This window comes from Cyclobacterium xiamenense (genome assembly GCF_009467825.1).
Taxonomy (GTDB): domain Bacteria; phylum Bacteroidota; class Bacteroidia; order Cytophagales; family Cyclobacteriaceae; genus Cyclobacterium; species Cyclobacterium xiamenense.
Genome location: NZ_WIOK01000008.1, coordinates 26494 through 38682, shown reverse-complemented (window position 1 = coordinate 38682; position 12189 = coordinate 26494). Strand labels below are relative to the sequence as shown.

The 12189-nt window shown below is 48.3% G+C and carries 11 protein-coding genes; 5 read left to right on the top strand and 6 right to left on the bottom strand.

Annotated features, from left to right (window positions below):
• Positions 1–67 precede the first annotated feature (67 nt).
• Positions 68–712, top strand: coding sequence for an orotate phosphoribosyltransferase (gene pyrE / locus GCU44_RS07740; RefSeq protein WP_154855720.1), 645 nt, complete (start codon positions 68–70; stop codon positions 710–712).
• Between the two features lie 83 nt (positions 713–795).
• Here the strand turns inward: pyrE and GCU44_RS07735 are convergent, their stop codons facing one another.
• Entirely contained in the window at positions 796–1584 is a 789-nt protein-coding gene (locus GCU44_RS07735) for a TIGR02757 family protein (protein ID WP_092173985.1), read from the bottom strand.
• A complete protein-coding gene (locus GCU44_RS07730) occupies positions 1584–2138 on the bottom strand; it encodes a hypothetical protein (protein ID WP_154855718.1) in 555 nt (184 codons plus the stop codon). The genes GCU44_RS07735 and GCU44_RS07730 overlap by 1 nt, the downstream gene beginning before the upstream one ends.
• A 150-nt stretch (positions 2139–2288) precedes the next feature.
• Between GCU44_RS07730 and GCU44_RS07725 the strand changes: the two genes are divergently transcribed.
• From GCU44_RS07725 to GCU44_RS07715, 3 genes are read left to right on the top strand one after another with little or no spacing between them, the layout of a single operon-like run.
• Entirely contained in the window at positions 2289–3866 is a 1578-nt protein-coding gene (locus GCU44_RS07725; RefSeq protein WP_092173980.1) for a peptide chain release factor 3, read from the top strand.
• 20 nt (positions 3867–3886) lie between these two features.
• A complete protein-coding gene (locus GCU44_RS07720; protein ID WP_154855717.1) occupies positions 3887–4618 on the top strand; it encodes an RluA family pseudouridine synthase in 732 nt (243 codons plus the stop codon).
• A gap of 24 nt (positions 4619–4642) precedes the next feature.
• Positions 4643–5497, top strand: a complete 855-nt coding sequence (locus tag GCU44_RS07715; RefSeq protein WP_154855715.1) for a TraB/GumN family protein — start codon at positions 4643–4645, stop codon at positions 5495–5497.
• A gap of 15 nt (positions 5498–5512) precedes the next feature.
• Here the strand turns inward: GCU44_RS07715 and GCU44_RS07710 are convergent, their stop codons facing one another.
• Complete coding sequence (locus tag GCU44_RS07710; RefSeq protein WP_092173972.1) at positions 5513–6211, bottom strand: TVP38/TMEM64 family protein; 699 nt, start codon at positions 6209–6211, stop codon at positions 5513–5515.
• A 108-nt stretch (positions 6212–6319) separates the two neighbouring features.
• Between GCU44_RS07710 and GCU44_RS07705 the strand changes: the two genes are divergently transcribed.
• Positions 6320–7468, top strand: coding sequence for a cystathionine gamma-synthase (locus GCU44_RS07705; protein WP_154855713.1), 1149 nt, complete (start codon positions 6320–6322; stop codon positions 7466–7468).
• On the opposite strand, the gene GCU44_RS07700 is transcribed toward GCU44_RS07705, so the two are convergent.
• From GCU44_RS07700 to leuS, 3 genes are all read right to left on the bottom strand, one after another.
• A complete protein-coding gene (locus GCU44_RS07700; protein ID WP_154855711.1) occupies positions 7462–8295 on the bottom strand; it encodes a hypothetical protein in 834 nt (277 codons plus the stop codon). The two genes, GCU44_RS07705 and GCU44_RS07700, sit on opposite strands and share 7 nt — an antisense overlap.
• Before the next feature lie 2 nt (positions 8296–8297).
• Complete coding sequence (locus tag GCU44_RS07695) at positions 8298–9260, bottom strand: Smr/MutS family protein (RefSeq protein WP_154855709.1); 963 nt, start codon at positions 9258–9260, stop codon at positions 8298–8300.
• A gap of 117 nt (positions 9261–9377) precedes the next feature.
• Entirely contained in the window at positions 9378–12152 is a 2775-nt protein-coding gene (gene leuS / locus GCU44_RS07690; RefSeq protein ID WP_154855707.1) for a leucine--tRNA ligase, read from the bottom strand.
• Positions 12153–12189 lie beyond the last annotated feature (37 nt).

Here is a 12189-nt window from a genome sequence, read left to right as displayed (position 1 = left end):
TCCAAAAATGCATTTTTTTTCCAGCCCTCACAACCCTGTGTACGCATTATTTGGTTAATTTTAACGCATGGAAATTTATGACACGAGTACCGCTTCCCTTATTGCCAAAAAGCTTCTGGAAATAAAAGCCATCAAACTTTCTCCCAAACAACCGTTTACCTGGGCATCCGGATGGAAATCCCCCATCTATTGTGATAACCGACTATCCCTTTCCTACCCATCCGTCCGACAACTTATTCTTGAAAAGCTCATCAAAGCTATTCAAACACATTTCCTGAACATCGAGGCTGTAGCCGGGGTGGCTACCGCAGGTATTCCTCAAGGTGTATTGATTGCCGACAAACTGGATATCCCCTTCCTTTACGTTCGGTCAAAAGCCAAAGGACACGGCATGGAAAATCGGATCGAAGGAAAAATAAGCCCGGGACAGAAAGTGGTCGTGGTGGAAGATTTGATTTCCACCGGAGGCAGTTCACTCAAAGCGGTAAGTGACCTACGCGACGCCGGATTTGATGTGCTGGGAATGGTGGCAATTTTCACCTACGGATTTCCCCTGGCTGACCAAAATTTTGCAAACGAACACGTAAAGCTGGTGTGTTTGTCGGATTACGCATCCCTGCTGCCTCAGGCACTGGAACAAGGCTATATCTCCAGCGAGGACGTGGCTGCATTGAACAGTTGGAGAAAAGAACCTGCTTCCTGGCAACCCTGACCTGAGCCCGGCACCCCCCCATGATTCTTTAGTCCACGCGAAGCGCCCGTTCCAAAATTCCGGTCAATCCCTTTCCCTACCCACTAGCGGACGGGGCCCGAACCTAGTTTCTCCACCACGCCCAAACCGAACAGGGCAAAGTCGTATTTGACCGGGTCCATTGGGTCATACATTCTCAATTGCCGGGTTAATTCCATGGCGGTCAGCCAATCGGTTTGCTTCCGCTGTATCAGGCCCAGCATGCGCCCTACCCGATCCACGTGTAAATCACAGGGACAGACGAGCTGTGAAGGAGAAAGCACCTTCCAAAGGCCAAAATCAACCCCACAATCATCCGTTCTCACCATCCAACGCAAAAACATATTGATGCGTTTGCAAGCAGCTTTTCGGGCTGGCGTGGCAATGTGCTTGCGGGTTCGTGAAGGCGCATGGGGCGCGTCAAAAAAATAGGAGTGAAAATTTATCAATAAGCGTTCCATGATGTCCTGTTCCGCCGTCCAGCCACGGGTAAAGGCCGCTTCCAGGCTATCATGTTCCCGGTAAAAGCGGGACAAAAAGTCGATGAAATACAAGGTGTCCACGTCGTTGAAGGTGCGGTGCTTGAAGGTTAAAAAAGGCTTGAGATCGGCAGAAGAATGGCCCAGGAGAAACTCGTGCGGACTATTGTCCATCCGTTCCATCAGTTCCAGACTCTTTTTGATGATGGTTTTCCGCTGTCCCCAGGCCAATATGGCCGCAAAAAAACCCGAAATCTCGATATCCTGCTTTTTACGAAACCGATGAGGAACGGAAATCGGATCCTCAGAAATAAATTCCGGGCGGTTGTAACGTTCGACCATTTCCTCCAGGTACTCCTTCAATCCTTGCTCCATCAGGCGATGGCTACTTTGACTTCCCCACCCTGGGTGCCATCAAACCACTTGAGACATAAAAAATCGTCCTGCTTTTCGGAAAGATGCCAATCAAAGCACCGGATATGCGCCAATTTGGTCAATTTGTCATCATCCGGCTGGTACAGGCAGATATCAAAATCCGGTATTTGAGCAATGTCGGTCGTGTTCCATTTTTCCAACAACAAACCCTCCTGAATCACCTTCACCTTTTTTCCGAAAATCAGGTCGTCGATTACCGAGGGTATCCCGTCTTTTCGTCTAAGTCGGTAGCATTCCGGCCCAAAAATAATCTGTTTGTAAAGTTTCCCTTCCAGAACATCCGACTCTTCGGACAGCATCGTCCAGTCGGATTCTTTTTTTACTGCCGGAGAAGACCGACTAAATCTCGCTAGAAATGAAGAAATAAACGAAAAGAAGTAAGTGACACCGATGAATAGTAAGCCAAAAGTTGCCAGAACCGGATAGGTCAACACAAAGATTGCATTCCAGATAAACTTAAAAAACCGGTGGAAGAATTGTTCAAATGTGTTCATGAGCTACCCAATACGCCGTCAAAACTACGAGAAATCGGCCAAACAAACAAAAAAGCCGAAATCCTGAACAAAAGTGAAGACCATATGCGTTCTCATCGAACATTGTCAGGCGATTTCCGTACCTTTGCAGGCTGAAAACACCTATGCTCCATGAATCTAATTCAAGAGATTTCGAAAAGAAAGACCTTTGGCATTATCGCTCACCCGGATGCCGGCAAAACCACCCTGACGGAAAAAATGCTTTTGTTTGGTGGAGCGATAAAAACCGCTGGCGCTGTAAAATCAAATAAGATTGATACCGCCACCAAATCCGATTGGATGGAAATCGAAAAGCAGCGGGGCATATCCGTAGCGACCTCCGTGATGGGTTTTGAATACAAAGGACAGAAAATCAACCTACTGGATACGCCGGGTCACCAGGATTTTGCGGAAGATACCTACCGGACACTCACAGCTGTTGACTCCGTCATCATGGTCATCGATTGTGTGAAAGGCGTCGAAATACAGACCGAAAAACTAATGGAAGTATGCCGCATGCGCAACACGCCGGTTATATGTTTCATTAACAAGCTGGATAGAGAAGGCCGAGATCCGTACGATTTATTGGATGAGGTTGAGCAAAAACTAGGGATACAAGTTCGTCCGCTTTCCTGGCCCATTTCCATGGGCAAATCGTTTAAGGGCGTCTACAACCTCTATGATCGGCAATTGAACCTTTTCACTCCCAGCCAGCGAAAAGTAAGCGATGACCGAGTTACCATAGACGATCTGGAAGCCACCCAATTGGACGACATCATTGGCCCGGGCCTGGCCCGGCAACTGCGGGAAGATGTGGAACTAATAGAGGGAGTCTATCCAGATTTTGACCCGAAAGAGTACCTGGAAGGTAAGGTTGCCCCGGTCTTTTTCGGATCAGCTGTTAATAACTTTGGCGTTCAGGAGATGTTGGACACGTTTATCAAAATTGCTCCCGGGCCCAAAAGTCGAATCACCGAGGAACGGGAAGTAAAACCCGAAGAAGATGCGTTCAGTGGGTTTATTTTTAAAATTCATGCCAACATGGACCCCAAGCACCGCAACCGAATTGCTTTTTTGAGAATTTGCTCCGGCAAATTTGAGCGCAACAAGCCTTACAATCACGTGCGGGGCACCAAGGCCCTGCGGTTTTCGAACGTAACCTCCTTTATGGCCCAGGACAAAGAGATCATTGAAGAAGCGTTTCCCGGGGACATTGTGGGACTCTACGATACCGGCAACCTCAAAATTGGGGATAGCCTTACGGATGGGGAACAGTTGCAGTTCAGAGGTATCCCCAGTTTTTCTCCGGAGATATTTCGGGAGGTAGTCAATAAAGATGCCATGAAAACCAAACAGTTGGACAAAGGACTTCAGCAATTAATGGAAGAAGGTGTCGCCCAATTGTTTACCTTTGAAATCGGATCCAGAAAAGTGGTAGGCACCGTGGGGCAATTGCAGTTTGAAGTCATCCAGTTCCGGCTTAAAAACGAATACAACGCCACGGCCGATTTTGTTCCCATGAACTTGTACAAAGCCTGTTGGATTCGCAGTAAGGACAAGAAGAAACTCGAAGAATTCGTCCGTTCCAAACAGCGGCATATTGCCCGGGACAAGGATGGAAAACTGGTATTCATGGCCGAAAGCAAGGCCTGGCTGCAAATGGTTCAGGACAACTTCCCGGACATTGAGTTCCACACCACCTCAGAATAGTTAGCGTAACGACCGACCGCATGAAGAAAGCATTTAACGTAATTTACGAAGACAACCACCTTTTGGTGGTCAATAAGTCTTCGGGTATATTGGTACAGGGAGACAAAACCGGAGATAAAACCCTCACGGATTATTGCAAGGACTACATCGCCAAAAAATACGAAAAACCCGGAGCGGTCTTTCTGCATCCCGTCCACCGGCTGGACCGGCCCGTAAGCGGGATCGTGGTATTTGCCCGAACGTCCAAATCGCTGGAGCGCATGACCGCACTTTTCCGCAAACGGGAGGTGCACAAGGTGTATTGGGCAATCGTCAAACGCAAACCACCCGAGGAATTGGGAAAATTAACCCATTGGCTGGTAAAGGACAGCGAAAAAAACGTATCCAAAGCCTACGATAGGGAGGTGCCGGATTCAAAAAAATCCGAGCTTCATTACAAACGAATGGGCAAACTAAACGATCACTGGCTGCTGGAACTTCGCCCCCAAACCGGCCGGCCGCATCAGTTACGTGTCCAACTGGCGGCGATGGGCTGCCCCATTCGGGGCGATGTAAAATACGGATTTTCCAAGGCCAATCCAGATGGCAGCATCAACCTGCATGCCTTTCATTTGGTGTTTATCCATCCGGTGAAGAAGGAAAAAATTTTTCTTAGAGCTGCGCTTCCCGAAGAGCCGTTTTGGGAACAATTTTTGGAGTTCGAGCAGGCAAAATCCAGCGACCGGCATTTGGATCAGACATTCAGCGGCTAATGCCGTTTCAAACATATACATCTTATGGTAAGGAAATTGGCTGCAGGCATGTGTTTTTTATTGGCATCCTTTTCTGGTTTTAGTCAGACAGAAGGCGTTTTTTGGAAAATCTCAGGCAAGGGACTTCCTGCTGTCTCCTATTTATTTGGGACCATTCACCTCATGTGCGAAGACGAATTTCACATGAGTCAGCAAATACGCCAACGACTGGGCCAGGCAGAGGCACTGGTCATGGAAATTGACCTGGATGATCCGGATCTCTACGGAGAGGTCATGACAAACATGTACAATGAAAATGGGGAGAAAATCACGGATTTTCTTTCTGTGAACGAATACCAAAAAATCCGAACCTTTTTATTGGAACGAACCGGGATGGATCTGGATAGGATGCTAGAGATGCGACCCATGGTTCTTATGTCATTGATTTACCCCAACCTGCTGGAATGCGAAACCATGGCCTTTGAAAATGAGCTTATGCGGCTCGCAGGGGAAAAAGAGACGCCGGTTTTGGGCTTGGAATCCGTAGAAACGCAATTATCGTTTTTTGACCGCATTCCATTAGAGGAGCAGTACCGGAGTTTTTTTACCTATACCGAGGACATGGAGAAAGGGAAACAAGAATTTGGCAAATTACAAAAAAGCTACCTGGCCGAGGACATTGCCGAGTTGCTAACATTGGTTGCAGAAAGCCCGGAATACCAGAATTACCAGGAAGTATTGGTGGATCAGCGAAACGAAAGCTGGATCAGACCGATGGGCGACCTGATGCAAAAGGGATCCATGTTTTTTGCGGTCGGTGCCGGCCATTTGGCGGGAGATCGAGGCCTGATTCGCTTACTCAAAAAAGAAGGCTACCTGGTGGAACGCATTTACCTGTAGGTGGTGTAGGGGCCGCTATCGCTTGAAAAACCGGTAAATTCCCCACAGGCTGATAAGGAGTAAAAGGCCAATGGCCGGGTAGTGCCAGCCGGTTGTCTCTGCATTTATGGCCTGCTGAATGGTGCCGGCGAGTGTCCCGGTAAGAAATGCGAGAAAAGTTCGAGGCAACATCCCCAACAAGCCAAACCACAGTACACGCTGCAACCCGCTATTCAATAAAGCAAACACCAAATTGGAAATGGCAAACGGGATCACCGGGCTAATTCTGACAAAAAATACCAACCAACCCATTTGTTCTTTTTTTTGTTCAATGATCCGTTTGGCTTTGGGATAGGGCTGTAGCAACCAGGGCAGGCTGTCCTTTTCCAGTGCTTTACCGGAAAGGTAGCCCATACCACTTGCCAATGTATAGCCCAGAACCATAAAAGGAAATGCTTCCCATCCGAAAACGAATCCACTTAGCACAGCGAATAGCGTGGTAGGTATCAAGGCAAAGCCCATTAAAACTGCTCCAGAAAGCACGTACACAAGAGCCGATTCTACATCTAACAAGGAGGGAACTGTCAAGGTCCCCCAGTGCAGGTAGAGCACCCGAATGAACAGTAGTCCTCCCAGAGAGGGTAGTAAGCCCGCCCATAAAAAGGCCACTACTACCCAAGGATTTCTGCGATAGATAACTGCCAAATGCTTGAAAATAGTCGCTTTTTTATTCATCTTTGGACAAAGCTAAAAATAATCCCAATTTTAATTCATCGAATCTGAACCTTATCAGCTGCTTGCGTGAAAATAAAGGCGGTTCGCATGAATAATTAGTTGCTACTTATGAAATTTGGAACCAAAGTCATCCATGCGGGCGTACAGCCTGATCCCAGTACCGGGGCCATCATGACCCCAATCTTTCAAACATCGACCTACGTGCAGCAATCGCCTGGAAAAAACCAGGGGTTCGAATATTCCAGAACCCATAATCCCACCCGCGCAGTGCTCGAAAAGAATCTTGCCGCCCTGGAAAATGGATCTGTCGGATTAAGCTTTGCCTCGGGTATGGCTGCTATCGACGCCATCCTTAAGCTTTTGAAACCGGGAGATGAGGTGATCAGTACCAATGATCTGTATGGAGGAACCTACCGGATCTTTACAAAGATATTCGCCAATTATGGCATCCGCTTCCATTTTGTCAACATGCAGGATATGGCAGAAGTACGTTCCCATCTCACTAAAAACACCAAATTGATCTGGGCTGAAACCCCGACCAACCCTATGATGAATATCGTTGATATCGAAGCCTTGGCTGCTATTTCGAAGGAACACGGCGTGTTGCTGGGTGTGGACAATACCTTCGCCACCCCCTTTCTGCAAAACCCCCTGGACAAAGGTGCCGACCTGGTCATGCATTCGGTTACCAAATACCTGGCCGGACATTCGGACGTCATTATGGGCGCCATTGTGGTAAAAGACGCTGATCTGGCAGAGAAATTGGCTTTTATCCAAAACTCATGTGGTGCTGTACCCGGACCCCAGGATTGTTTTTTGGTATTGCGTGGTATCAAAACGCTGCACCTACGAATGGAACGGCACAGTCAAAACGGGAAAACCATTGCGGCCTATTTGAAAAACCACCCCAAAGTCGAAAAGGTGTATTGGCCGGGATTCGAAGATCATCCCAATCATGCGATCGCAAAAAAGCAAATGCGGGACTTTGGAGGGATGATTTCCTTTACGCTAAAAGACAATCGTTTATCCGACGCCATACAGGTACTCGAAAATTTCAAGGTCTTTGTGTTGGCGGAATCCCTGGGAGGAGTAGAATCCCTCTGCGGCCATCCGGCCACCATGACCCATGCCAGCATTCCACGGGAGGAACGTGAAAAGGTGGGCTTGTCCGATTCGCTTATTCGTTTAAGTGTGGGGATAGAAGACGCCGAAGACTTGAAAAATGACCTTGCCCGGGCATTGGAGTCCATTCAGTGAAGCATTTTTGTAAACAATAGCTTGCACCTCTCTGTAATGCTTTGGGTCATTCCCTGGTGGTCTTTCTGGATTTGCGTAAGTACGAGTTGGTATTTTTTACTTACCCGCTCTTTTTGTCCAAGGTAGCAGCCCAGGTGCTGAAGCAAGAGTTGATTTCGGTGCCAGGGCTCCAGTTGTTGTGTAAGTTCGGCAATTTGCTCGTGCACTTTATCGGTAAAAATGCTATTTAGCCCAATGCTCAATCGGATTTTTTCGAGAACGGTGACTTTCTCCAGGCCTCCGGCGATCTCGTGGATGGTCTGAGGATCCAATCTGGACTTGGTATCAAAATAAAAAAAATCGATCTCTTCGTTAATAATTTGCGTAATGGCCGTATTGATGGTCAAAACAGTCATTCCCTCTGAAAAATCCCTCACCGCTGCATAAAGCGCTTCCCAGTCCTTTAGGGGAATGGACAGAATGATTTCGTAAACCTGCGAGTATACCTCTTTCTTATTTTGAGCAAGCTCCTTCTCGTAATCCGCAAAATCTTGTGGCTTGTTGCCAAGATAGGTATCAAAGCCATCTGCAATCATCCGGATATGTTGCACCTTGCGCAAGTTTTTATTCAATTCTTTAAAAGGAGCAAATACCCGGCTTACCTCCTGCTTGTTGGAAAAATGGACTTTTTCCAGCACCTGCAGAAATACCCGGAAAAAAAATAGCTCTCCATACAGGTTCAGCGCTTTTCGCGACTTGATCTTCTTCGAAAGTTCACCAAAAACTGCCTTGCCGGCATCAAAGTGCCGGTCAAAAACTTGCATGATCAGCGGTAAGGTCGATTCCATCGCTAGTCGTGAATTTTTACAGTGGTAGCTCCATAGCCAAAGTTCGTCTTCTGGCTGTCTTTAAAATACTTAATCCCGTTCATTTGACTCAGGTACCGGTGTATTTCCTTCCGCAATACCCCATTCCCAATGCCGTGTATAAAGGTAATCTCATCCATTCCCGTAGCAATGGCGTCGCTCAGCTTCCGCTCAAACACTTCCAGTTGTAGCTGCAAGATCTCACCATTGCTCATCAAATCGTGGTTTTCGGTGAGCTTTTCAATGTGCAAATCAATGGATGCCGGCGGACGACTGATCTTTTTGATGGAAAAAGCAGCCGTATCCTTGGGATTCAGCGCTTCGTTGAGCTTCCGCACATCCAGTGGCGTCTCCTGTTCGTTCAGCTTGAAGAAATAAGCCTCCTTTTCAATCAATGGCGCCTTGCCTTTGTGCTTGAAAAAAGAGGTAGCTTTAAATTTCAGCCGCTTCTCAATGGGCATTTGGATCCCTTCCAGCTTTTTGTTTAGCGGTACCATCAATATTTTCAATGCGGGCCATTGTTCAAAATCCCGAATCATTTTCTCTGCTACCTTTTTGTGGGAATCCGAATGAATGATGCCGGCATCCACATTTTTTGACGCCTCTCCCTGAAGCTCGTCCAGGGCATAAAGCACCTCTTTTCGGGTAGTATTGATCAGAACTACATCGTGTATCTGATCATTGTACGGAACGTATGCCAGAAACACGCCTTCCCTTTTCTCACGCACCTGTGCCTGCTGCCGGGTGTCGCCAATGTAGGACTTCGCTCCAGAAGGAGGATCAAAATAGGCTTTTTCTGCTGCATCAATGACGACCACCTCCGATTTTAGTGCCGGAATGCGAAAACCATCCTCTATTTCAATCTCTACCTGCCCTCCGGAAGAAAGCCGGGTAATGACTCCCTCTTCTTTGCCATGTAGCAACCGTACTCTATCCCCAATATTCATGCCGTAAATCTACCAAATAGTACGAGGAAAACCACGATTCCCGGGCATTCCCTGTCCAAAGTCACCGAAATGAAAAAAGAGACCCCGGATAATCTTCCCGGGGCTAATTTCCTTTTGCTAAATGACAATGTTTACAATCTTACCCGGAACAACAATGATCTTCTTAGGTATCTTTCCCTCGATCCATTTTTGCAGGTCCTCGTGAGCCAGCGCAGCTTCCTCGATTTCTTCCCGCGAAAGGTCGCTCGGTAAGCTCAATTTTACACGCATCTTACCATTTATCGAGACCGGGTACTCGTGACTGGATTCCGCCAGGTACTTGTCCTCGGCTGTTGGATAACGCTGTTGGAGAATGGATTGATCGTGGCCCAGCCTTTCCCAAAGTTCCTCTGCAATGTGTGGCGCGTAAGGAGAAAGGATTACCAGTAGGGGCTCCAGAACGGACCGTTGGTGGCACTTCAAGGCCGATAATTCATTGACACAAATCATGAACGAAGATACCGAGGTATTGAAGGAATGCCGTTCGATATCTTCCTCCACCTTACGAATGGTCTTATGCAGGACCTTTAACGCCGCCATCTCGGGCTTTTGATCCGATACCTGCCAGTTTCCCTTCGCATCGTAAAAGAGCCTCCAAAGCTTTTTCAGGAATTTGAACACCCCGTCTATGCCGTTGGTGTTCCAGGGCTTAAACTGTTCCAATGGCCCAAGAAACATTTCGTACAAACGTAGCGTATCCGCCCCATACTGTTCGATCACGTCGTCCGGATTGACCACATTGTATTTGGACTTGGACATTTTTTCTACTTCTGCGCCACAGACGTACTTTCCTTCCTCCAGAACAAACCCGGCATCTGCCAGATCGGGTCTCCAGTTTCTAAACGCCTCCGTATCCAGCTGATCGTTGTGTACCATCCCCACCTCCACGTGCATGGGGATCACCTCGTGTTTGTCAAGCAAACCATGACTTACAAACGTATTGGTACCTTTCTTTCGGTAGACAAAGTTGGACCGGCCCTGTATCATTCCCTGATTGATCATTTTACCAAAAGGCTCCTCGATCGGCACCCAGCCCCTGTCAAAGAGGAATTTGGTCCAGAATCGGGAATAAAGCAGGTGACCCGTCGCATGTTCGGCACCTCCAATATACAAGTCCACCGCACCCCAATAGGCTGCCGCTTCCTTGCTGACAAATTCTTTTTCGTTGGTTGGATCCATGTACCGAAAGAAATACCAGCTGGACCCTGCCCAACCCGGCATGGTACTCATCTCTAGCGGAAACGTTCCCTCCGGAGTCGTATAGGACCAATCCCGGGCTCTTCCGAGCGGAGGCGCACCGTCTTCGGTAGGCAGGTATTTATCCACCTCAGGCAGGCGCAGTGGGAGGTCCTTCTCGTCAATCAGGTAGGGCAGACCCTCTTTAAAATAAACGGGCAGGGGCTCGCCCCAGTAGCGCTGTCGCGTAAAAATGGCATCCCGCATTTTGTATTGGATTTTTCCCTTTCCGATTCCCTTCTCTTCAAGAAAAGCGATGGCCTTGTCCATGGCATCCTGCATAACCATGCCGGAGATAAACCCGGAATTAATGAGGGTACCTCCCTTGCCCGGAAACGATCCGTTTTCCATACTCCCTTCGATTACCTGTCGTATCTCCAGATCGAAATGTCTCGCAAAATTGTAGTCGCGTTCGTCATGAGCAGGGACTGCCATCACTGCTCCAGTACCGTAGCCTGCCAGTACGTAATCCGCAATCCAAATGGGAATCCGTTCTCCGTTAAACGGGTTGGTGGCGTAGCTACCGGTAAAGGCTCCCGAAATGGTTTTGACATCGGCCATTCGATCTCGCTCGGACCGGTTTTTGGCTTGCGCTACATATTGCTCCGCTTTCTCCCGCTGATCTTCGGTGATCAGCTGTTCCACCAATTCGTGTTCGGGGGCCAATGCGAGGTAGGTAACCCCGTAGATGGTATCGATTCGGGTCGTAAATACCTTAATGGTTTCCTCGATTCCTTCGATCGCAAATACCATCTCCGCACCTACCGACCTGCCGATCCAGTTTCGTTGCATTTCCTTTACCGGCTCCGGCCAATCCAATGAATTCAGGCCTTTCAGCAATCGCTCCGCGTAAGCAGTGATACGCATGCTCCACTGCATCATTCGTTTTCGTTCTACCGGATGACCGCCTCTTTCGGAAAACCCGTCTTTCACTTCGTCATTGGACAGTACCGTACCTAGCGCGGAACACCAGTTGACAGTAGTCTCCGCCAGGAAAGTAAGCCGGTACTGCAGCAAAAGCCGCTGTTTCTCCGATTCGGAAAATTTCAGCCAGTCATCCGCGGTAAACGGCGTCGGGTTTTCGTCGCAAACCGCCCGTACTCCCCGGCTTCCTTCTTTTTCGAAGAGCGAAACCAGGTGCGCGATGGGCAGGGCCTTGTCGGCATCCAAATCGTAATAGCTGTCAAACAGCTGCATAAAAATCCACTGGGTCCAGCGGTAGTATTCCGGATCCGAAGTACGCACCTCCTTTTCCCAATCAAAAGCAAACCCGATATTCTTGAGTTGTTCCGTGTAACGTCTGATGTTTTCCTCCGTGGTTATCGCAGGGTGCTGCCCGGTCTGTATGGCGTATTGCTCCGCCGGAAGTCCAAAGGAATCGTACCCCATGGGATGCAGCACATTGAATCCTTTGAGTCGTTTGTAGCGTGTCACGATATCGGAGGCGATGTATCCCAGCGGATGCCCCACATGCAATCCCGCTCCGGAGGGGTAAGGGAACATGTCCAGGGAATAAAATTTGGGTTTGCCGGGATCCAGACGTGCATGGAAAATCCCGCTCTGCTCCCATCGGTCCTGCCATTTTTTTTCTATGGTGCGAAAATTATACTCAGACATTTGCTGTTTTGGTCAGTTTTTTTTGAATGATTCAATT

What these genes read in the sequence shown, in the direction of transcription:
- pyrE (WP_154855720.1), top strand. Translation starts at nt 68, where the DNA reads ATGGAAATTTATGACACGAGTACCGCTTCCCTTATTGCCAAAAAGCTT.
- GCU44_RS07735 (WP_092173985.1), bottom strand. Translation starts at nt 1,584, where the DNA reads ATGGAGCAAGGATTGAAGGAGTACCTGGAGGAAATGGTCGAACGTTAC.
- GCU44_RS07730 (WP_154855718.1), bottom strand. Translation starts at nt 2,138, where the DNA reads ATGAACACATTTGAACAATTCTTCCACCGGTTTTTTAAGTTTATCTGG.
- GCU44_RS07725 (WP_092173980.1), top strand. Translation starts at nt 2,289, where the DNA reads ATGAATCTAATTCAAGAGATTTCGAAAAGAAAGACCTTTGGCATTATC.
- GCU44_RS07720 (WP_154855717.1), top strand. Translation starts at nt 3,887, where the DNA reads ATGAAGAAAGCATTTAACGTAATTTACGAAGACAACCACCTTTTGGTG.
- GCU44_RS07715 (WP_154855715.1), top strand. Translation starts at nt 4,643, where the DNA reads ATGGTAAGGAAATTGGCTGCAGGCATGTGTTTTTTATTGGCATCCTTT.
- GCU44_RS07710 (WP_092173972.1), bottom strand. Translation starts at nt 6,211, where the DNA reads ATGAATAAAAAAGCGACTATTTTCAAGCATTTGGCAGTTATCTATCGC.
- GCU44_RS07705 (WP_154855713.1), top strand. Translation starts at nt 6,320, where the DNA reads ATGAAATTTGGAACCAAAGTCATCCATGCGGGCGTACAGCCTGATCCC.
- GCU44_RS07700 (WP_154855711.1), bottom strand. Translation starts at nt 8,295, where the DNA reads ATGGAATCGACCTTACCGCTGATCATGCAAGTTTTTGACCGGCACTTT.
- GCU44_RS07695 (WP_154855709.1), bottom strand. Translation starts at nt 9,260, where the DNA reads ATGAATATTGGGGATAGAGTACGGTTGCTACATGGCAAAGAAGAGGGA.
- leuS (WP_154855707.1), bottom strand. Translation starts at nt 12,152, where the DNA reads ATGTCTGAGTATAATTTTCGCACCATAGAAAAAAAATGGCAGGACCGA.